At 70.9% G+C, this 21,042-nt stretch carries 18 protein-coding genes; 9 read left to right on the top strand and 9 right to left on the bottom strand.

Annotated features, from left to right (window positions below; translation table 11 throughout):
• Positions 1–58: 58 nt before the first annotated feature.
• The 4 genes from ACZ7LK_RS27725 to ACZ7LK_RS27710 all read right to left on the bottom strand — a co-directional run bounded on the left by ACZ7LK_RS27725 (position 59) and on the right by ACZ7LK_RS27710 (position 3,277).
• Positions 59–538 (bottom strand): NUDIX hydrolase, encoded by a 480-nt coding sequence (locus ACZ7LK_RS27725; protein WP_469464028.1) that lies wholly within the window; start codon positions 536–538, stop codon positions 59–61.
• A gap of 61 nt (positions 539–599) precedes the next feature.
• On the bottom strand, positions 600–1,496 hold the full coding sequence (locus ACZ7LK_RS27720) for a LysR family transcriptional regulator (protein ID WP_392276755.1): 897 nt from the start codon (positions 1,494–1,496) through the stop codon (positions 600–602).
• 215 nt (positions 1,497–1,711) lie between these two features.
• On the bottom strand, positions 1,712–2,833 hold the full coding sequence (locus ACZ7LK_RS27715; RefSeq protein WP_471143941.1) for a cystathionine gamma-lyase: 1,122 nt from the start codon (positions 2,831–2,833) through the stop codon (positions 1,712–1,714).
• Positions 2,834–2,896: 63 nt separating this feature from the next.
• Positions 2,897–3,277, bottom strand: coding sequence for a phage holin family protein (locus tag ACZ7LK_RS27710; RefSeq protein ID WP_392276757.1), 381 nt, complete (start codon positions 3,275–3,277; stop codon positions 2,897–2,899).
• Positions 3,278–3,328: 51 nt separating this feature from the next.
• Between ACZ7LK_RS27710 and ACZ7LK_RS27705 the strand changes: the two genes are divergently transcribed.
• The 4 genes from ACZ7LK_RS27705 to ACZ7LK_RS27690 all read left to right on the top strand — a co-directional run bounded on the left by ACZ7LK_RS27705 (position 3,329) and on the right by ACZ7LK_RS27690 (position 5,673).
• On the top strand, positions 3,329–3,646 hold the full coding sequence (locus ACZ7LK_RS27705; protein ID WP_392276758.1) for a cupin domain-containing protein: 318 nt from the start codon (positions 3,329–3,331) through the stop codon (positions 3,644–3,646).
• A 142-nt stretch (positions 3,647–3,788) separates the two neighbouring features.
• Positions 3,789–4,010: a DUF5326 family protein gene (locus tag ACZ7LK_RS27700; RefSeq protein WP_392276759.1), complete on the top strand. Its 222-nt coding sequence runs from the start codon at positions 3,789–3,791 to the stop codon at positions 4,008–4,010.
• Positions 4,011–4,362: 352 nt separating this feature from the next.
• Entirely contained in the window at positions 4,363–5,088 is a 726-nt protein-coding gene (locus tag ACZ7LK_RS27695) for an IclR family transcriptional regulator (protein WP_392276760.1), read from the top strand.
• Positions 5,089–5,238: 150 nt separating this feature from the next.
• A complete protein-coding gene (locus ACZ7LK_RS27690; RefSeq protein ID WP_392276879.1) occupies positions 5,239–5,673 on the top strand; it encodes an SsgA family sporulation/cell division regulator in 435 nt (144 codons plus the stop codon).
• A gap of 66 nt (positions 5,674–5,739) precedes the next feature.
• Here ACZ7LK_RS27690 and ACZ7LK_RS27685 read toward each other — a convergent pair whose 3' ends face one another.
• On the bottom strand, positions 5,740–7,074 hold the full coding sequence (locus tag ACZ7LK_RS27685) for a YibE/F family protein (RefSeq protein WP_392276761.1): 1,335 nt from the start codon (positions 7,072–7,074) through the stop codon (positions 5,740–5,742).
• Between the two features lie 199 nt (positions 7,075–7,273).
• Between ACZ7LK_RS27685 and thiC the strand changes: the two genes are divergently transcribed.
• Entirely contained in the window at positions 7,274–9,055 is a 1,782-nt protein-coding gene (gene thiC / locus ACZ7LK_RS27680; protein ID WP_471143939.1) for a phosphomethylpyrimidine synthase ThiC, read from the top strand.
• A gap of 110 nt (positions 9,056–9,165) precedes the next feature.
• Here thiC and ACZ7LK_RS27675 read toward each other — a convergent pair whose 3' ends face one another.
• From ACZ7LK_RS27675 to ACZ7LK_RS27665, 3 genes are all read right to left on the bottom strand, one after another.
• Positions 9,166–9,990: a hypothetical protein gene (locus ACZ7LK_RS27675; protein ID WP_469464025.1), complete on the bottom strand. Its 825-nt coding sequence runs from the start codon at positions 9,988–9,990 to the stop codon at positions 9,166–9,168.
• Between the two features lie 159 nt (positions 9,991–10,149).
• Positions 10,150–11,241 (bottom strand): metallophosphoesterase, encoded by a 1,092-nt coding sequence (locus tag ACZ7LK_RS27670; protein WP_392276764.1) that lies wholly within the window; start codon positions 11,239–11,241, stop codon positions 10,150–10,152.
• A gap of 240 nt (positions 11,242–11,481) precedes the next feature.
• Entirely contained in the window at positions 11,482–12,588 is a 1,107-nt protein-coding gene (locus ACZ7LK_RS27665) for a LacI family DNA-binding transcriptional regulator (RefSeq protein ID WP_392276765.1), read from the bottom strand.
• Positions 12,589–13,043: 455 nt separating this feature from the next.
• Here ACZ7LK_RS27665 and hisC point away from each other — a divergent pair, with 455 nt between their 5' ends.
• Positions 13,044–14,126 (top strand): histidinol-phosphate transaminase, encoded by a 1,083-nt coding sequence (gene hisC / locus ACZ7LK_RS27660; protein ID WP_392276766.1) that lies wholly within the window; start codon positions 13,044–13,046, stop codon positions 14,124–14,126.
• Between the two features lie 94 nt (positions 14,127–14,220).
• Here hisC and ACZ7LK_RS27655 read toward each other — a convergent pair whose 3' ends face one another.
• Positions 14,221–14,595 (bottom strand): cyclophilin-like fold protein, encoded by a 375-nt coding sequence (locus ACZ7LK_RS27655; protein WP_469464024.1) that lies wholly within the window; start codon positions 14,593–14,595, stop codon positions 14,221–14,223.
• 195 nt (positions 14,596–14,790) lie between these two features.
• Between ACZ7LK_RS27655 and ACZ7LK_RS27650 the strand changes: the two genes are divergently transcribed.
• The 3 genes from ACZ7LK_RS27650 to cydD are packed head-to-tail and all read left to right on the top strand — an operon-like array spanning position 14,791 to position 20,990.
• Entirely contained in the window at positions 14,791–16,317 is a 1,527-nt protein-coding gene (locus ACZ7LK_RS27650) for a cytochrome ubiquinol oxidase subunit I (protein ID WP_469464023.1), read from the top strand.
• A gap of 11 nt (positions 16,318–16,328) precedes the next feature.
• On the top strand, positions 16,329–17,333 hold the full coding sequence (gene cydB, locus ACZ7LK_RS27645) for a cytochrome d ubiquinol oxidase subunit II (RefSeq protein ID WP_469464022.1): 1,005 nt from the start codon (positions 16,329–16,331) through the stop codon (positions 17,331–17,333).
• A 6-nt stretch (positions 17,334–17,339) separates the two neighbouring features.
• Entirely contained in the window at positions 17,340–20,990 is a 3,651-nt protein-coding gene (gene cydD, locus ACZ7LK_RS27640; RefSeq protein WP_471143937.1) for a thiol reductant ABC exporter subunit CydD, read from the top strand.
• Positions 20,991–21,042 lie beyond the last annotated feature (52 nt).

The following is a 21,042-nucleotide window of genomic DNA, read 5'->3' as shown; positions in this document are numbered from 1 at the left end:
GTCCCCGGCGGCCGACTGACGTTCCCGGCGGTCACCACCCCGCCCCGGAAGCCGGTCCTCAGCCCAGGTCGGGGGCGTGCATCGCCCGCACGCCCTCGATGTTGCCGTCCAGGTAGTGCCGCAGCGACAGCGGTACGAGGTGCACCGCGGCGATACCGACCCGGCTGAACGGCACCCGGACGATCTCGTACTCGCCCACGGGCTCGTCGACCTCCGGGCCGTGCCGCCGCCCGGGGTCCATGGACTCCAGCCGGCACACGAAGAAGTGCTGCACCTTCACGCCCGAGACGCCGCCGTCGACGATGTGTTCGACCGTGTCGACGAAGCACGGCACCACATCGGTGATCTTGGCGCCCAGTTCCTCGTCGACCTCCCGGTGGAGTGCGTCGACGACCGTCGCGTCCTCCGGCTCCACGCCGCCGCCCGGAGTGACCCAGTACGGATCCATACCGGGCTTGGTCCGCTTGATCAGGACGAGGTCGTCACCATCGAGCAGGATGGCGCGTGCGGTGCGCTTGACCACTGGACGTTCGGTCATGGCTTGAAAATGGCCCGAAGCGCCCCGTCTGAAACACTCCCGGCGCGCGGTCCACGGGCCGTCACCAGTCCGTCGCGGCCCGCAGCAGCGATTCATGGGCGCGCGCGATGTGCGGCAGGGCCAGCGTTCCGGTGCGGACCACCACGAAGTAGGTCCGCAGGGGAGGCACCGGCGGGTCCAGGAGCGCCACCAGCCGGCCACTGGCCAGGTCGTCCTCGCACAGGTAACGCGGCAGTACGGCGAGGCCGGCGCCCGAGGCGGCGGACTCCAGGACGGCCCGCAGATCCGGTACGACGACCGTGGCCGCGGCGGCCGGCTTGGACTCGAAGACCGCCGCCCAGTAGCGGGCGACGAACGGCAGCGACTCGTGCACCTCCACCACCGGTAACTGCTCCAGCACCACGGCGCCCTTGCGCAGCAGGACACCGGGGGCCAGCCGGGCGGCCCAGCGCGGTGAGGCGACCAGGACGTGCTCCTCGTCGCAGAGGGGGGTCGCGGTGAGCAGGCCGCCGCGCGGGCGGGCGGTGGCGATGGCCAGGTCGTGGTGGCCGGCGGCCAGCCCGTCCAGGACCTCGTCGGCGGCGGAGACCAGGGAGGTGCGTAACGCGAGCCCCTGGGAGACCAGCGGGGTGAGGGCGGGCAGGGCGCGTTCGGAGACGAACTCGGGCGGCCCGGCGAGGTGGAGGGTGCGTACCCCCGACTGGTCGTCCAGGCCCGTCTCGGTGATCTCCACGAGAGCGTCCAGGTGCGGGGCCGCGCGGTGGGCGAGTTCGTCGCCGATGGTGGTGGGGGTGACGCCACGCGCTTGGCGGAGGAACAGCGGGCGCCCCAGCTGCCGCTCCAGCGTGCGGATCTGGCTGGTCACAGCCGGTTGGGACAGGCCCAGCAGGGCGGCGGCCCGGGTGAACGAACCCGCCCGGTGCACCGTGACGAACGTCCGCAGCAACGCCAGATCCATGCGCCTCCCCCCTCCGCCTCGGCCACGTCCGGCTGACGGCGCCTCGGGGCCGACCGTCCAACTATAAATAAGTCGATAGGTCTCTGTCGCTACCGTGATTGGACACTGACACAGAGTCAACTAGCCTTGTTCTCGCGGTCATCCGCCGGAAAACGCGGACGGTCCGAGCCATGAGGGGGGAGGCTCGGACCGTCCGTCCGGCGTAGGCCGACCGCTCAGGCCGTCTCGTCGAGCGCGCGGAGCACGTCCGCCACCAGGTCATCGGCATCCTCGGCCCCGACCGAGAAGCGCACGAACCCCTCGGGCACCGCGTCCCCGCCCCATCGCCCGCGCCGCTCGGCCGTGGACCGCACCCCGCCGAAGCTGGTGGCGTCGTCCACCAGCCGCAGCGCGTCCAGGAAGCGTTCCGCCCGCTCCCGGCCGGGCAGGACGAAGGAGACGACCGACCCGAAGCGCCGCATCTGCCCGGCCGCGACCTCGTGCGACGGGTCGCCCGGCAGTCCCGGGTACCTGAGGCCGCTCACGTCCCGGTGGGCCGACAGCGCCTCGGCGAGCGCCAGCGCGGTCCCGCACTGGCGGTCGACGCGGAGCTGGAGCGTGGCCAGCGACCGGTGCGCGAGCCAGGCCTCCATCGGGCCCGGGATCGCCCCGGCGATCTTGCGCCAGCGTCGTACCGACGCCGTCAGCGAAGCGTCGCGGCAGGTCACATGACCGAGCAGGACGTCCCCGTGCCCGGTCAGGCCCTTGGTGTCGCTGGCGACGGAGAAGTCCGCGCCCAGCTCCAGCGGACGCTGACCGAGCGGGGTGGCGAGCGTGTTGTCGACGGCGACGAGCGCGCCCCCGGCGTGCGCGGCGGCCACCAGGCGCCGGACGTCGCACACGTCCAGGCCGGGGTTCGACGGCGTCTCGATCCACAGCAGGCGCGCCCCGTCGAGCACCGAAAGCTGGGCGTCCCCGCCCGTCGGCGCGGTACGCACCTCGATGCCGTACCCCTCGAGCTGCTCGCGTACCAGGGCCAGCGCCTGGTAGCCGTCGGCCGGCAGGACGACCGCGTCCCCGGCTTTGAGCCGCGAGAACAGCACGGCGGAGATCGCGGCCATGCCGGAAGCGAACACGACCGTCTCGACGTCCGGATCGCCCGGTGCCTCGAGCTCGCCGATGGCCCGCTCCAGGTGCGTCCAGGTCGGGTTCTCGTCCCGCCCGTAGGTGTACGGGCCGGTCGGCTCGCCGGGCAGGTGGTAGTGGGCGGCGAACACCGGGCCGGGAAGGGTCGGTTCGTACGCCTTCGGTTCGGGAAGGCCGGCTCGTACCGCCCTGGTTCCGTCACCCCATGTCATGCGGCACCCTCCTTCGGACCGTTCCTCGCGGCTGCCGGGCGGCGCCCTCCGGGCCCATCCGCCTCAGTCCCTGCTGTCGGGCAGGACCACGTTCATGGCCCAGGACACGACGGAGATGATCAGGCCGCCGAGGACGGCCGTCCAGAAGCCCTCGACGTGGAAGTTCAGGTCGAGCACATCGGCCAGCCACGAGGTCAGCAGCAGCATCAGCGCGTTGACCACCAGCGTGAACAGGCCGAGCGTCAGGATGAACAGCGGCAGCGTGAGCAGCTTCACGACCGGCTTGACCAGCACGTTCACGACCCCGAAGACCAGGGCGACCAGCACCAGGGTCAGGGCCTTCTTCCCCGTGCTGTCACCTGTCAGGGTGATGTCGCTGAGCAGCCAGATCGCCGCCGCCAGCGCCGCCGCGTTGGCGATCGTCTTGACTAGGAAATTCATCATGTGTCTGATCGTGGCAGACGTGATCGGGACGACGGCAGGGGCGGACGGGCGATGAAGGCATTCCGGCTGGACGAGCTGGAGGCGGAGCGTGCCGCCAATGACGGCGCGTATCTGCAGTTCCTCCGGGAGCGCAACATGTCGGTGGGTCTCTACGCGCTCGACGCCGGGCAGCTCGATCCGCAGCAACCGCACAAGGAGGACGAGGTGTACCTCGTCGTCAGCGGGCGCGCCTCGATCACGGTGGGGACGGAGACGACGCAGGTGGGACGGGGCAGCGTGGTGTACGTGCCGGCCGGGGTGCCCCACAAGTTCCACCACATCACCGAGGACCTGCGCGTGATGGTGGTGTTCTCTCCACCGGAGAGCTGACCCCGCGGCCCGTCGGGGCCGGGGTTCCCTAGGGGGAGGATCAGGGGAGAGCGGGGGGCCGCGGCGGTCCGCGGCGGGTCCCCGGCACCTAGCATCGAAGGTGTCCAACGCATGGACGATCACCCGAGATGAGGTAGGCACAATGGCGTCGGTTCAGCAGGTTTTCGCGGGAATGCCCTGGTGGGTGAAGTGGATCGCCGTACCGGTCATCGCGCTGGTGGTCTTCGGCGGGCTGATCGGGACCGTGATCAGTGTGGTGATCGGGCTGCTGTTCAAGGTGCTCGTGTTCGCGGTGCTCGTGGGTGGACTCATCTACGTCGTACGGAAGTTCATGTCCTCCTCGACGTCCCGCGGGGACTGGTGAGAAAGACCTTCCGCACCGGTCCCTCCCTCGCTCGGGCGCCGTTCTGACACTGGCGTACGAAAGACGCGGCCACCCACCCCGACGGTCACCCGTCCATAAGCCCGGCCATTAGCCCGCGCGGGGGAACGGCCATGGCGAAACCTCACCCCGAACGGAGGCTGCCATTAGAGTGGCGAGTCTCCGCTGCCCTTGGAATCCAGGGGTTTACGAACGCCCTACCAGCGGTTTGTACGACTGAATGGGGCGAAACGCCTGGGGGTGACCTTTGGCCACGGCACCGCATTCCCCTGCCCCTACTCGAACCCCTCTCTCCGCACCTCCCCGCACCGCGCCGCCGACCCTGATCGGCTCCGTGCAGCGGGCGCTCAGGCTGCTGGAAGCCGTGGCCGGCCACGCCGCCGGTGCCCCCGCCAAACAACTGGCGCGGGAGACGGGCCTGCCGCTGCCCACCGCGTACCACCTGCTGCGCACCCTCACGCACGAGGGCTATCTGCGCCGGGAGGACGGGGTGTTCGTTCTCGGGGAGGCGGCGACCCGGCTGGCGAGCGGCGGAGCTCTGCAGAATCGTCGCAGCAAGATCGAGAATTCGCTGGCGCAGTGGCGCGACGCCATCGGCGTCCCGGTGTACTTCGCGCTCTACCGGGACGGCGAGATCGAGCTGGTCGCGGTCTCCGACACGCCCGCCGCGCCGGCCGTCGACGAGTGGGCCGACTTCCGCGAGACCGGCCACGCCCACGCCATCGGCCAGTGCCTGCTCGGCCAGCTGGACGAACCGGCCCGCAAGGACCACCTGGCCCGCCATCCCGTGCTGCCCATCACCCCGTACACCGTCCGTGACAGCCGGGCGATGCTGGACCGGCTGAGGTCCGCGCCGGGGGCGCAGCCGGTCATCGAGCGCCAGGAGTACGCCCTCGGCACGGTCTGTGCGGCCATCCCCATTTCGGCGGGTTCCACCGCCGCCACGATGGCCGTCTCCGTACCCTCCCACCAGGAGAAACGCCTGCTGCCCGCAGTCGACCGGCTGCGCGGGGAGGTGGGGAAGCTCTTCAGCTCGCTTGCTTTCTCTATCAGTATCTGAAAACTCACTCCTTGTGGTCCTGTAATGCTTACAGGACGATTACGTCAAGAGGCCGGCACGGATCATTCCCGGCCGTTTTTTCCAGCCGCATTCCTCACCGATCTTCATCAGCTGTTGTTCACCACTGCTTCATCCATTGCGGGGTACATGATGCGCGAGTCGGTTCAGGCCGAAGTCCTGATGAGCTTCGTCGTCTCCGAGGAGCTCTCCTTCAGGATTCCGGTCGAGCTGGGGTACGAGACAAGGGATCCGTTCGCGGTCCGGATGACGTTCCACCTGCCCGGCGACGCGCCTGTGACCTGGGCGTTCGGCAGGGAGCTGCTGCTGGACGGCATCAACGGGCCGAGCGGTGAAGGCGATGTGCACATCAGACCGACCGGACCGGAGGACCTGTCCGACGTCAGCATCCGGCTTCAGGTCGGCGGCGACCGGGCGCTGTTCCGGTCCAGCGCCCCACCCCTGGTGGCCTTCCTCGACCGGACGGACAAGCTGGTGCCGCTGGGACAGGAACGCACGCTCGGTGACTTCGAGGACCACCTGGAGGAGGCCCTCGGCCGGATCCTCGCCGAGGAGAACGCCGGCTGATCGCCGCTGACCGCGACCGACTCCACCGGCCGGCCCGCCGGCCCGCCGGCCGACCGGCCTGCCGGACTACCGCTTGCGCCGCCGGCCCCGGCCCCCACCGCGGGGCGCCGGCGCCGTCCCGGCGGCCGGCCGGTCGGCCGAGACGACCATGGCGGCCAGCGCGGTGGTGACCGGTACGGAGGCCACCAGACCGATCGAACCCACCAGAGTCCGCACGATTTCCACGGCGACCAGTTCGCTGTTGGCGACCGTCCCCACGCTGCTCTGGGCGATCGAGAAGAGCAGCAACAGGGGCAGCGCCGCCCCCGCGTACGCGAGCACCAGAGTGTTCACCACCGAGGCGATGTGGTCGCGGCCGATACGGATGGCGGCCCGGTACAGGGCGCGCGGCCCCATGCCCGGGTCCGCCTGGTGCAGTTCCCACACCGCCGACGTCTGGGTCACCGTCACGTCGTCGAGCACACCGAGCGAACCGATGATGACCCCGGCCAGCAGCAGCCCGGACATGTCGATGTCCGGGTAGAGGCCGTGGATCAGGCCCGTGTTGTCGTCGGTGTTCCCGGTCAGCGACGCCCAGTCGATGAACAGCGATCCCAGCAGACCGATCAGCAGCAGGGAGATCAGCGTTCCCAGCACCGCCACCGAGGTACGCGCGGTCAGGCCGTGACAGCTGTAGAGCGCGATCAGCATGATGGCGCTCGACCCGATCACCGCCACGACCAGCGGGTTGGAGCCCTGGAGGATGGCGGGCAGGATGAACATCGTGAGCACGGCGAAGCTCACCGCCAGGGCCACCAGCGCCATCACCCCGCGCATCCGGCCCACGACCACCACCACCAGCGCGAAGATGCCGGCCAGCAGCAGCATCGGCAGCTTGCGGTCCACATCGGTCACCGAATACTGCAGGTCGCGCGGGGCGTCGGGGGCGTAGGCCACCACCACGCCCTGTCCCTGCTCCAGTTGGCGCGAGGCGTCGGGCTGCACGACCTCGACGAACCGACGGCCCTTGTCCTTACCGGTGGTGACCTCGATGGTCGCCTTGGCGCACTGCCCCTGCTGGGAGTTGACCGCCTCACGCCCCTCGGGCGTGGTGGTGTCGCCGGTCGGCGGGACCTGCGCGGCGTTCACGTCCTTGCAGTCCACCCGGTCGACCCGGACCACCGTGCCCTGCTCGGTCTGCCGGTCGAAGCCGACACCCGTCCGCTCGTGCTCCGGGGCTCCGCCGGGCCACAGCACCGCGAGGCCCACCAGCACCGCCGTCGCGAAGGGGATGAGCACTGCCGCGATGACCTTGCGCAGGTGTAGCGAGACGGGCGCGGCGGGCCCGTGGGCGTGCGCGTGGCTGTGGGTATGCCCATGTGCCTGTCCGGTCGGTTCGGGGGACTGCTGCGAGGAAGTCACCGACCGATCATCGCAAGAACGACGGGGGCCCTCTGTTCAGCGTGGCCGGGAGGGCGCTAGCGTGGTGGCACCTTTGCACACGCGGGAGCTCGGAGCACCGGGCTGAGAGGGCGCTGACCTCCGTACGAGGAGTACGGGAACCGCTGCGTCGACCGCCGAACCTGTTACCGGGTAATGCCGGCGTAGGGAGTAGGTCACGATGACCGTTCAGGACGCACGCACGCCTGCCTCGAACCAGAACGACGAGGCCGGGAAGTCCATCGGCTGGCACAAGGGGTACATCGAGGGCAGCCGCCCCGACCTCCGGGTGCCGGTCCGCAAGGTGCACCTCACCAACGGCAAGGACGTCACGCTGTACGACACGTCCGGGCCGTACACCGATCCGGACGTCGAGACCGACGTCCGCCGCGGTCTGCCGCCGCTGCGCGAGAACTGGATCATCGGCCGCGGGGACACAGAGGAGTACGCCGGCCGGCCCGTCCGTCCCGAGGACGACGGGATCAAGCACACCGCGCCGCGCGGCGGGCTGCGCAACCTCGACGCCGTCTTCCCGGGCCGTCCGCGCCAGCCCCGCAGGGGCCGTGACGGCCAGGCGGTGACGCAGCTCGCGTACGCCCGCAGGGGCGAGATCACACCGGAAATGGAGTACGTCGCCCTGCGCGAGAACGTCTCCCCCGAGGTTGTCCGCGAGGAGATCGCGGCCGGGCGCGCGGTGCTGCCGGCCAACGTCAACCACCCGGAGATCGAGCCGATGATCATCGGCAAGCGGTTCCTGGTGAAGGTCAACGCCAACATCGGCAACTCGGCGGTCACCTCCTCCATCGAAGAGGAGGTGGAGAAGATGACCTGGGCCACCCGCTGGGGTGCCGACACGGTCATGGACCTCTCCACCGGCCGCAACATCCACACCACCCGCGAGTGGGTGTTGCGCAACTCGCCCGTGCCGATCGGCACCGTGCCGCTCTACCAGGCCCTGGAGAAGGTCGACGGCAAGGCCGAGGAGCTGACCTGGGAGATCTACAAGGACACGGTCATCGAGCAGGCCGAGCAGGGCGTCGACTACATGACCGTCCACGCCGGTGTGCTCCTGCGGTACGTGCCGCTGACCGCGCGCCGCAAGACCGGCATCGTCTCCCGCGGCGGCTCGATCATGGCCGCGTGGTGCCTGGCGCACCACAAGGAGTCGTTCCTGTACGAGAACTTCGAGGAGCTCTGCGAGATCCTCGCCGCCTACGACGTGACGTACTCGCTCGGCGACGGCCTGCGGCCCGGCTCGATCGCGGACGCCAACGACGAGGCGCAGTTCGCGGAGCTGCGCACGCTCGGCGAGCTGAACCGGATCGCCAAGCGGCACAACGTGCAGACGATGATCGAGGGCCCGGGACACGTCCCGATGCACAAGATCAAGGAGAACATCGACCTCCAGCAGGAGATCTGCGAGGAGGCGCCCTTCTACACGCTGGGCCCGCTGACCACCGATGTGGCGCCCGCCTACGACCACATCACCTCCGGCATCGGTGCGGCGATGATCGCCTGGTGGGGCACGGCGATGCTCTGCTACGTCACGCCCAAGGAGCACCTGGGCCTCCCCAACCGGGACGATGTGAAGACCGGCGTCATCACCTACAAGATCGCGGCTCACGCGGCGGACCTCGCCAAGGGGCACCCCGGAGCCCAGGAGTGGGACGACGCCCTGTCGGACGCCCGGTTCGAGTTCCGGTGGGAGGACCAGTTCAACCTGGCCCTCGACCCGGACACCGCCCGGGAGTTCCACGACGAGACGCTGCCGGCCGAACCGGCCAAGACCGCGCACTTCTGCTCCATGTGCGGACCGAAGTTCTGCTCGATGAAGATCTCGCAGGACATCCGCCGGGAGCACGGCGGCGACCTCAAGGAGCAGGAGATCGAGGCCGGAATGGCGGAGAAGTCCGCGGAGTTCGCCGCGGCCGGCAACCGCGTCTACCTGCCGCTGGCGGACTGACGACCGCCGGTGCCCCGGCCCGTCCCGGTGGAGCGCCGGCCTGTTTCACGTGAAACGTCAGTTCGTTTCACGTGAAACAGGCGCCGGCGACCTCAGTCCGGCCGGCGACCTCAGTCCGGCTGGTGCTCCGGACCGCCGAAGTCCGGGCTGCTGAAGTCGGGGCTGGTGAAGGTGGGACGAGCGCCTCCGCCACCTTCGCTGGGACTGGAGAAGTCCGGCCCGCTGTAGCCCACCTTCGGAATCCGGTCGACATGGCGCGGGGGCACTTCCGACAGCGGATCGGCGCTGGGATCGGCCAGGGCGTTCCGCAGGAACGGCAGGATGCCCCGTTCGAGCAGCGCGTGCCGCCAGGCCTCTCTGGCACGGCCGACCTCGTCGGGCAGCTCCCCTTCCGGGTCCTGCGCCGGTACCTGGGTGGAGCTGTTGCGCAGTGCCGTGATCAGCAGACCGATCGCGGCCGCCAGGATGCCGGCGGCCGTCACCGCCCCGAAGAACCAGCCTGCGGTGAGCAGTGAATCGGCGAAGGCGGGTGCCGGGTCCAGCATCTTCAGGACGTAACCCACCAGCAGGAAGATGATCGCGGCGGTACCGGCCAGAACCGGTGCCAGCACGGTGACGATGACGCCGACCCCGGCGCCCGGACCTCCATCGGCCTCGTCGCCCGCCGAGGCCAGGACGGAGCCGAGGGCGGAGACCCCGCCGGGCGTGCGCGCGTCCTCGCGCACCTTGACGAAGTGGTCGTACTCCGCGGCGGCGGCCGCGGATATCAGCGCGGTGGCGTTCAGGGCCAGGGTGCGCAGTTGCTCGGTGTTGAGCCGCTGCCCGATCCCGGACAGATCCGGTCGGTCGTGCGCGGTGCGCAGCGCGTCGTCGAGGATGCGCTCGTATTCGGCGCGGTCCTCGGACAGCAGGTGCGGAGCGCTTTTCATGTGCATCCCCCGATGCTCCGTGAGCCCTGTTTGCCCGCGTAGAACGGGCGCCCGGGCAGAAACGGAGGAGAGCCTGCTACGGAAATACCGATGGTAGAGCCGTTACGGCGGGGGGTGACAGAGGATTTCCGGAAATCGCCTGGCCCGGTTGCGCTGCGTGATGTCTCAGTCGGGCAGCGGGAGTTGGACGACCAGTAGCTTTCCGGCCATGGTCACACCGCCGTCCATGGCGATCGCGAGCCCGTCCGCGTACACGTGCGGTCCCTCGACCGTCGGGCCGGAACCGTCCTCGCCGTCCTCGGAGCCCACTTCGCCCAGCAGATACGGAATGGGGCTGTGACCGTGGACGACGCGCCGGCCGCCGTAGGCCGCCAGCAGCTCCTGCACGGCCGTGGGGCCGCCCTCGTCGCGGAAGGCGAAGCGCTTGGTCATCTTGCGGAACAGGTCCCAGCACTCGTCCGCGTCGTTGCGGGTGAGGATCTCGTGGACGGTGTCGTTGACGTCCTCGATGGTCGATCCGTACTCCAGGTACGCGGTGGTGTCGGAGTGCAGCAGCAGATGGCCGTCCTCCTCCACCACGGCGTCGAGCCGGGACATCCACTGGAGGTGGACGTCCTGGAGCCGGTCCATGTCGCTCTTCTGGCCGCCGTTGAGCAGCCAGGCCGCCTGGAAGGTGGCGGTGCCCGCACCGGAGTTGACAGGGGTGTCCGCGAAGCGCTTGGCGCCGATCAGCAGCAGCTCGTGGTTGCCCATCAGGGCCTTGCAGTAGCCGCCGGCCGCGGCGGCCTCCGCGGAGAGCCGCATCACGAGGTCGATGACGCCGATGCCGTCGGGGCCGCGGTCGGTGAAGTCGCCCAGGAACCAGAGCCGGGCGTTGCCCGCGGACCAGTGCCCCTCCGTGTCGATGAGGCCCTGGTGGTGCAGGGCGGCGAGGAGCTCGTCGAGGTAGCCGTGGACGTCGCCCACCACGAACAGCGGACCGGGGCCGTTGTCGGCGGCGGGCGCCGGAGCCGCGGCCGGGACCGCCTCGGGGGCGACGGACACCTGCACGGTGTCGCCGCGGTTGATCACCGGAAGGTCGCGCTCGGTGGGCGTGTAGCCCTCCGGCAGCTCAACCTCGGGAAACCCGTTGCCCATGTGAGCGGCATGACCCTGCACGGGCACCTGGGCATACGGCGGTACGCGGAAGTCGCGCAACGTCGCCGTCCGCACCACGGGTCCCTGACCGGCCCCCTGAGTCATCGACCCCTCCACCACCGTCGCGACGCCCTACACCTGCCGGACCGGCCTGGTCGGGGCGGTCCGCGGTGTCGTCCGCCCATCATAGGAATGAGCCTTGTGCTCTGTGACGCACCAGGGGTGGTGAATCCGGGTGCACCGCGAGTTCACCGGTCGATTCGCCCCTGATTGGGCAGGTTTGCCCACGGCTTTGACCGGAGACAGCCGGTGGCGGCCCCCGGTGGCCGCTTCGCGGTCACTCCGGGGACCGCTCCCCGGTCACTCCTGGGAGGGCGACCGGGGAGGGCTGACGGTCGTCCGCGGGGGGCGCCGCTGGGAAGACGTCCGGACGATGAGCTCGGTCGGTATCACCTGCTCGACCGGCCGGTCGGCGTCGATGCCCTCGATGGCGTCGATCAGCAGTTGCACGACAGCCGTACCGATCCGCCGGGGCTTGAGGGAAAGGGTGGTGATGGGCGGTTCCGTGGCGGCGTAGACGGTCGACTCGCTGCAGCACACCAGCAGCAGGTCGTCCGGCACCCGCAGCCCGTAGCGCCGTGCGGCCGCGAGCAGGTCGGTGCCGTTGGGGTCGAACAGGCCGTACACGGCGTCGGGGCGGTCCGGCCTGGCCAGCAGCCGGTCGGCGGCCACCGCGCCGGCGCACGGGTCGTGGGCCGGATAAGCCTCGTAGACCGGGTCCTGCCCGACCCGCTCGCACCAGTTCAGATACGCGGTGGTGGACAGACGGGTGTACGTGTCGGTGGTGGTGCCGGTGAGCAGGCCGATCCGGCGGGCGCCGGCGGCGGCGAGGTGGTCGAGCAGGTCGAGGACGGCGGCTTCGTGGTCGTTGTCGACCCAGGCGGTGACCGGGAGCGTGCCGGCCGGACGGCCGTCGGAGACGACGGGGAGGCCCTGGCGGACGAGCTCGGTGACGACCGGGTCGTGGTCGGAGGGGTCGATGACGACGGTGCCGTCGAGGGCGACGTTCGACCAAACGTCATGGCGGGAGGTGGCGGGGAGGATGACCAGGGCGTAGCCGCGGGCGAGCGCGGCGGAGGTGGCGGCCCTGGCCATCTCTGCGAAGTACGCGAATTCGGTGAAGGTGAAAGGTTCATCCCCGTAGGTCGTCACGGTCAGGCCGATGAGGCCGGACTTGCCGGTACGGAGCGTGCGGGCCGCGGCGGACGGGCGGTAGCCCAGCCGGTCGGCGACCTCGCGGACATGGCGGCGGGTGGCGTCCGGGAGCCGGCCCTTGCCGTTGAGCGCGTCGGAGACAGTCGTGATGGAGACCCCGGCTGCGGCGGCCACGTCCCGGATGCCCGCTCGCCCTTGCCGGCTTCCCCGGGTCTGTGCCCGGCTCACCTGGTGCTTCCCTGCTGCTGTCATGGCGAGCCGATAGTAGGGCGAGGGCGGGCGGTTGGGCCGTCCGCATATTCACTCGTTGACAGGCACGTTTCTGCACGGTCGCCACCCCCCAATAGCCTTTAAATGAAAGGCAGTTGGGGTGGTTTCCTTGGCTCCGCGACTTGTCGGTGCGTATGGGCCTGTCCAATGGGCGAGGTTTCGATGAGGTCTCAACTCACCTCTACGGGGGATGCGCGCCACGGCGCGAGCCATGGGCGCGCGGCTTTGGCGGGAGCGCTCCCCCGAGCCCCGCGCCGGTGGCGCGAGCAGTGCGCGGGGAGGTGCGCACGGGGAGCGTGCGGGGCGTGTGGCGGGAGCCTCGCGGGGGCGGGCGGGAAGCCCGTACGGGCCGGTCCGAAAAATCGGCCATTCGCAGCGGGGCCGAATCCTCATATGGTGAGCAGTATTGGTGGTACGTACGGTCGAGGAGGACCAGAGTGAGCGAGACGAGCCCGAAGCTGCGCGCCGTGCTGGGCGGCATCCCCACCTACCGGCCGGGCAAGCCCGCCGCCTCGGAGGGGCCGGTCGCGTACAAGCTGTCCTCCAACGAGAACCCCTATCCGCCGCTGCCCGGCGTGATGGAGAGCGCGCTGGCCGCCGCGTCCGCGTTCAACCGCTACCCGGACATGGCCTGCACGGGCCTGATGAACGAGCTCGCCGAGCGCTTCGGCGTGCCCGCCACGCACCTGGCCACCGGCACGGGGTCGGTCGGTGTGGCCCAGCAGCTCGTCCAGGCCACCTCCGGCCCCGGCGACGAGGTCATCTACGCCTGGCGGTCCTTCGAGGCGTACCCGATCATCACGCAGATCAGTGGTGCGACGCCGGTGCAGGTGCCGCTCACCCCCGGTGATGTCCACGACCTGGACGCGATGGCGGAGGCGATCACCGACCGGACGCGGCTGATTTTCGTCTGCAACCCCAACAACCCGACCGGCACCGTGGTGCGCAGGGCCGAGCTGGAGCGGTTCCTGGACCGGGTGCCGTCCGATGTGCTGGTTGTCCTGGACGAGGCGTACCGCGAGTTCATCCGGGACGCCGAGGTGCCGGACGGTGTGGAGATCTACCGCGAACGCCCCAACGTGGCGGTGCTGCGGACCTTCTCCAAGGCCTACGGGCTGGCCGGTCTGCGCGTCGGCTTCGCGGTCGCGCACGAGCCGGTGGCTGCCGCCCTGCGCAAGACGGCCGTCCCGTTCGGTGTGAGCCAGCTCGCGCAGGACGCGGCGGTGGCCTCCCTGCGGGCGGAGGACGAGCTGCTGGGACGTGTGGGCTCGCTGGTGTGCGAGCGGCAGCGGGTGTACGAGGGGCTCGTCGGCCAGGGCTGGACGGTGCCGGAGACGCAGGCCAACTTCGTCTGGCTGCGGCTGGGTGAGCTGACCGTGGACTTCGCGGCCGCGTGCGAGCAGGCGGGTGTGGTCGTGCGGGGCTTCCCGGGCGAGGGTGTGCGGGTCACCATCGGTGAGACCGAGGCCAACGACATCTTCCTGCGGGCGGCGGAGGCGTTCCGCAAGGAGCGCTACTGACGAGAACGCGGGCGCGCGCCCTCGGGTGTGCCCGGGGGCGTTTGCGCGTGCGGGGCCGGGCCTCGTGAGCCCGTCAAGACCGGCGAGATGCCCGTCAGGGGTGGGCCGGTTCCACGCGGATGGGGTCGCCCGGGCGGACCGTGGCGAGGGCGCGGGGGTCGCCGTCGACGCGGCCGAGGATGTTGCAGGGGCTCGCGAGGCGGCATTCGTCGCCGCGTGAGATCGGGGTGGGGCCGTACGGCAGGGCGAGTGCGTCGCCCTCGGTCCAGAAGGCGACCGTGCCGGGCTCGACCACCTGGCGGGCGTCGGCCTCCAGGGCGGGGGAGGCGGGGGTGTCGAAGTAGACCTCCTCGCCCCAGGTGTGCGCCGTGGACGTGAGCGGGAGGACCGCCGCGAGCGCCTTGCTCGTGGGGGTGTCGCCGAGGGTCGCGGTGACCTGGCCGGCGGGCCAGGAGATTCGGATCTGCATGCGCGGAATTCAACAAGATGTTGAAGTTCTGCGGAAGGGACCCCCCGGCTTCCGGTACGGATTTCGTTTGAGTCATAATAGCTTGTGATTGTGAACGCATTCACAAGCGCGCCTGGTTCCTCCCAAGATCCCCCGGAATCGGCGAGGCGACGCAAGGACGTCCGGACCGTAGGACGTAGGCCGTAAGGAGAAGCTGTGGAGCTGGCTCTGGCGCCAGAGACGCTGGCGAGATGGCAGTTCGGTATCACGACCGTCTACCACTTCCTCTTCGTTCCCCTGACGATCTCCCTCGCCGCACTGACCGCCGGTCTCCAGACGGCGTGGGTGCGGACCGAGAAGGAGAAGTACCTCAGGGCCACGAAGTTCTGGGGAAAGCTCTTCCTCATCAACATCGCGATGGGTGTGGTCACCGGCATCGTGCAGGAGTTCCAGTTCGGCATGAACTGGTCCGACTACTCGCGCTTCGTCGGTGATGTCTTCGGGGCGCCGCTCGCCTTCGAGGCGCTGATCGCCTTCTTCTTCGAGTCGACCTTCATCGGTCTGTGGATCTTCGGCTGGGACAAGCTGCCGAAGAGGATCCACCTGGCCTGCATATGGATGGTGTCGATCGGCACCGTCCTGTCGGCCTACTTCATCCTGGCGGCCAACTCCTGGATGCAGCACCCGGTCGGGTACAAGATCAACGAGAAGACGGGGCGCGCCGAGCTCACCGACTTCCTGGCCGTGCTCACTCAGAACACGACGCTCACGCAGGTCTTCCACACCATGTCCGCGGCCTTCCTCACCGGTGGCGCGTTCATGGTCGGCATCGCCGCCTTCCACCTGGCGCGCAGGAAGCACATCCCGGTGATGAAGACCTCGCTGCGACTGGGGCTGGTGACCGTGGTGGCCGGCGGGATGCTGACCGCGATCAGCGGTGACTTCCTCGGCAAGGTCATGTACGAGCAGCAGCCGATGAAGATGGCCGCCGCCGAGGCGCTCTGGGAGGGCGAGAAGCCGGCGCCCTTCTCGGTGTTCGCCGTGGGTGACGTGGACAAGGGCCACAACAAGGTCGCGGTCGAGATCCCCGGTCTGCTGTCCTTCCTCGCGCACAGCGACTTCGAGTCGTACGTCCCCGGCATCAACGACACCAACAAGGCGCTCCAGGAGAAGTTCGGTCCCGGCGACTACCGGCCCAACATCCCGGTGGCGTACTGGGGCTTCCGCTGGATGATCGGCTTCGGCATGGCGTCCTTCTCGCTGGGGCTGCTCGGTCTGTGGCTGACGCGGAAGCGGTTCATGCTGCCCGCGCGCCTGCGGGTGGGGGACGACGAGGTGCCCAACCTGGTGCTGTTCAAGAACCCGCTCAGCCCCAAGCTGACCAGGCTGTACTGGCTGGTGGCCCTCTGGACGCTGGCCTTCCCGCTGATCGCCAACTCCTGGGGCTGGATCTTCACGGAGATGGGCCGCCAGCCCTGGGTGGTCTACGGGGTCCTGCGCACCCGTGACGCGGTCTCGCCCGGCGTCTCGCAGGCCGAGGTGCTCACTTCCATGATCGTCTTCACGGCCCTCTACGCGGTGCTCGCCGTGGTCGAGGTGAAGCTGCTCGTGAAGTACGTCAAGGCCGGCCCGCCCGAACTGACGGAGTCCGACCTCAACCCGCCCACCAAGATCGGCGGCCACGACCGGGACCCGGAGAACCCCGAGCGTGAAGTCGACCGGCCGATGGCCTTTTCGTACTGAGGAGCTGAGGCATGGAACTTCACGACATCTGGTTCGTGCTCATCGCCGTCCTGTGGACCGGCTACTTCTTCCTGGAGGGCTTCGACTTCGGCGTCGGTGTCCTGACCAAGCTGCTGGCCCGTGACCGGGTGGAGAAGCGGGTGCTGATCAACACCATCGGGCCCGTCTGGGACGGCAACGAGGTGTGGCTGCTCACGGCGGGCGGCGCCACCTTCGCGGCCTTCCCCGACTGGTACGCCACCCTGTTCTCCGGTTTCTACCTGCCGCTGCTGGTCATCCTGGTGTGCCTGATCGTGCGGGGTGTCGCCTTCGAGTACCGGGCCAAGCGCCCGGAGGAGAAGTGGCAGCGCAACTGGGAGCAGGCGATCTTCTGGACGTCGCTGATCCCCGCGTTCCTGTGGGGTGTCGCCTTCGCCAACATCGTGCGGGGCGTGCGGATCGACGCCACCAAGGAGTACGTGGGCTCGCTGGCCGACCTGCTCAACCCGTTCGCGCTGCTGGGTGGGCTGGTGACCCTCACGCTCTTCACCTTCCACGGGACGGTGTTCACCGCCCTGAAAACGGTCGGCGATATCCGGGTGCGGGCACGGAAGCTCGCACTGACGCTGGGGCTGCTCACCGTGGTGCTGTCCCTCGGCTTCCTCGGCCGGCTCCAGCTCTCCCGGGGCGACGGCACGAGCCTGGTAGCCATGGTGGTCGCCGCCGTGGCGCTGGTCGGCGCGGTCGGCGCGATCAAGGCGGGGCGCGAAGGGTGGTCGTTCGCGCTGTCGGGCATCACCATCGCGGCAGCGGTCGCGATGCTGTTCCTGACCCTCTTCCCGAACGTCATGCCGTCCTCGCTGGACCCCGCCTGGAGCCTGACCGTCAGCAACTCGGCCTCCAGCCCGTACACCCTGAGGATCATGACCTGGTGCGCGGCCATCGCCGCACCGCTGGTGATGCTCTACCAGGGCTGGACGTACTGGGTGTTCCGCAAGCGGATCGGCACGCAGCACATCGCCGACGCCGCGCACTAGTAGGGGATGTTTCACGTGAAACCGATCGACCCGCGTCTGCTTCGGTACGCCCGGGCCACCCGTCTGTTCCTTGCGGCGGTGGTGGCTCTGGGGGTCATCGGGGCGGCGCTGGTCGTCGCCCAGGCGATGCTCATCGCCGAGGTGGTGGTGGGCGCCTTCCAGCGGGAGCTGGACGCCGGCGAGCTCGGCACGCCCCTGGTCCTGCTGGCGGTCGTGGCGATCGGGCGGGGCCTGGTGTCATGGCTGACCGAGCTGGCCGCCCACCGGGCGAGCGCCGCGGTCAAATCGGAGCTGCGCGGCCGGCTGCTGGAGCGGGCCGCCACGCTGGGGCCGGGGTGGCTGAGCGGGCAGAGGACCGGCTCACTGGTGGCACTGGCCACGCGCGGTGTGGACGCCCTGGACGACTACTTCTCGCGCTACCTGCCGCAGCTTGGGCTGGCGGTGGTGGTGCCGGTGGCGGTCCTGGCTCGGATCGTCACCGAGGACTGGGTATCGGCGGCGATCATCGTCGGGACCCTGCCGCTGATCCCCGTCTTCATGGTCCTCATCGGATGGGCCACCCAGTCCCGGATGGACAGGCAGTGGACGCTGCTGTCCCGGCTGTCGGGGCACTTCCTGGACGTGGTGGCGGGGCTGCCGACGCTGAAGGTGTTCGGGAGGGCCAAGGCGCAGGCGCAGTCGATCCGGGCGATCACGTCCGAGTACCGGCAGGCCACGCTGCGGACGCTGCGGATCGCGTTCCTGTCGTCGTTCGCCCTGGAGCTGCTGTCCACCCTGTCGGTGGCCCTGGTGGCGGTCGGCGTCGGCATGCGTCTGGTGCACGGGGACCTGGACCTGTACACGGGCCTGGTGATCCTGATCCTGGCGCCGGAGGCGTACCTGCCGTTGCGGCAGGTCGGCGCCCAGTACCACGCGGCGGCGGAGGGGCTGTCGGCCGCCGAGGAGATCTTCGCCGTCCTGGAGACGCCGGTCCGGGCCGGCGGTGGGGGCGCGGTGCCCGGCTCGGTGCGGCTGGAGCTGGAGAACGTCACCGTGCGGCACGCGGGCCGTACGGAGCCGTCGCTGCGCGGCGCCTCGCTGGTCGTCGAACCGGGCGAGACGGTGGCCCTGGTCGGGCCGAGCGGGGTCGGCAAGTCGACGCTGCTCGACGTGGTGCTGGGGTTCGCGGAGCCGGCCGAGGACGAGGGCGCGGTACGTGTCGGCGGCGTCGACGTGCGGTCGGTGGACCCGGAGCGGTGGCGGGAACGGATCGCGTGGGTGCCGCAGCGGCCGTACCTGTTCGCGGGGACCATCGCGGAGAACGTACGTCTCGCCCGGCCGGACGCCGACGACGAGGCGGTCGCCCGGGCGTTGCGGGACGCGGGCGCGACCGCGTTCGTGGCCGCCCTGCCGGCGGGCGCGGCCACGGAGATCGGCGAGGACGGGGCGGGCCTGTCGGCGGGCCAGCGGCAACGCCTCGCCCTGGCGCGGGCGTTCCTGGCCGACCGGCCGCTGCTGCTGCTGGACGAGCCGACGGCGGCGCTCGACGGCGCCACGGAGGCGGCCGTGGTGGACGCGGTACGCCGCCTCGCGGCGGGGCGCACCGTGCTCCTCGTCGTCCATCGCCCGGCGCTCCTGGCCGTGGCCGACCGGGTCGTCACGCTGGGCGAGGCGGCTTCCGGGGGGACGTCCGCCGTGGAAGCGGCCGCACCACGCGGGCTCGACGCGCTCGACGCGGTGTTCGGGCTCGTCGGCGGGCGTCAGGACACCATGGGATCCGCGGTCGCCGACGCCGGCGCCGACGCGCTGGCCGACGCCGCGGCCAAGGCGGCCGGAGCCGGAGCCCGAGCCGGAGCCGGGCCCGCGGTCGCGGGGGCCCCGGACGCCGGGCCCGCGAACGCCGGGCCCGCGAACGCCCGGCGCGGCGGCGGGGTGCTCGCGCGGGTGCGCGGGACGGCCGGGGAGCTGCGCGGGCGCCTGGCCCTGGCGCTGCTGCTGGGCAGCCTCGCCCTGGGGTCGGCCGTGGGGCTCATGGCCGTGTCCGGCTGGCTGATCTCGCGGGCCTCGGAGCAGCCGCCCGTGCTGTACCTGATGGTGGCGGTGACGGCGACCCGCGCGTTCGGCATCGGGCGGGCGGTGTTCCGGTACGCCGAGCGGCTCGTGTCGCACGACACCGTGCTGCGGATGCTCGCCGAACTGCGGGTGGCCGTCTACCGGCGGCTGGAGCGGATCACGCCGGCCGGGTTGCGCACGGTGCGCAGGGGCGACCTGCTGTCGCGGCTCGTGTCCGATGTGGACGCGCTCCAGGACTACTGGCTGCGGTGGCTGCTGCCCGCGGGGGCCGCCGCCGTCGTCGGAGCCGGGGCCGTCGGGTTCACCGCGTGGCTGCTGCCCGGCGCGGGGGCGGTCCTCGCGGTGGGCCTCCTCCTCGCGGGGATCGCCGTGCCGCTGCTCACCGGCGCCGTCGCCCGCCGCGCCGAGCACCGGCTCGCCCCGGCACGCGGGGTGCTGGCGGCCCGGGTCGTGGACCTGCTGCGCGGCTGCGCCGAGCTGACGGTGGCCGGCGCCCTGCCGGGGCGGGTCGCCCGCGCCCGCGAGGCGGACCGCGCGCTCACCCGGATCGCCACCCGGCAGGCCACCGCCACCGCCCTGGGCGGCGGGCTCTCGGCGCTGGTGACCGGCCTGACCGTGGCGGCGGCCGCACTCGTGGGCGTGCGGGCGGTGCACGACGGGCGCCTCGACGGCGTGACGCTGGCGGTGGTCGTCCTGACCCCGCTGGCCGCGTTCGAGGCGGTCATCGGTCTCCCCCTGGCCGTGCAGTACCGCCAGCGGGTCCGGCGGAGCGCGGAGCGGGTGTACGAGGTGCTCGACGCGCCCGTCCCCGTACACGAGCCGGCCGAGCCGCTGCCGGCGCCGGACGACCCCTTCCCGCTGGAGCTGCGCGGCCTCACCGCCCGGTACGCGGGCCAGGACCGGGACGCCCTGGCCGGGTTCGACCTGCGGCTGGAGGCCGGCCGGCGGGTCGCCGTGGTGGGCGCGTCCGGGTCCGGCAAGACGACGCTCGCCCAGGTGCTGCTGCGCTTCCTGGACGCCCGGGACGGCACGTACCGGATGGGCGGGGTGGACGCGACCGCGCTCGACGGCGACGAGGTGCGCCGCCTGGTCGGACTGTGCGCCCAGGACGCGCACACCTTCGACAGCTCCTTGCGCGAGAACCTCCGGCTGGCCTGCCCGGGCGCGGGCGACGACGCCTTGCGCGCGGCGCTGGACCGGGCCCGTCTGCTGGACTGGGTGGACGGGCTGCCCGACGGCCTCGACACGCTCGTCGGCGAACACGGCGCCCGGCTCTCCGGCGGCCAGCGACAGCGGCTGGCGCTCGCCCGCGCGCTCCTCGCGGACTTTCCCGTCCTCGTGCTGGACGAGCCCGCCGAGCACCTGGACCTCGCCACGGCGGACGCGCTCACCGACGACCTGCTGCGGGTGACCGAGGGGCGCACCACCGTGCTGATCACCCACCGGCTGCACGGCCTCGACGCGGTCGACGAAGTCGTCGTCCTGGAGGAGGGGCGCACCGTGCAGCGCGGCCCGTACGCCGCGCTGGCCGCCTCCGACGGCCCGTTGCGCCGGATGCTGGAGCGGGAGCGGGCGGCCGACCGGCTGGTGCGCACGGGCGCCTGAGCCTTCCGGGCGCGGGCCTTCCGGGTGGGGGCGTAGGCCGGTCGGCGGAACC

The sequence above is a fragment of the Streptomyces sp. NPDC039423 genome (genome assembly GCF_055598725.1).
This window is presented reverse-complemented; position numbering and strand designations above follow the sequence as displayed.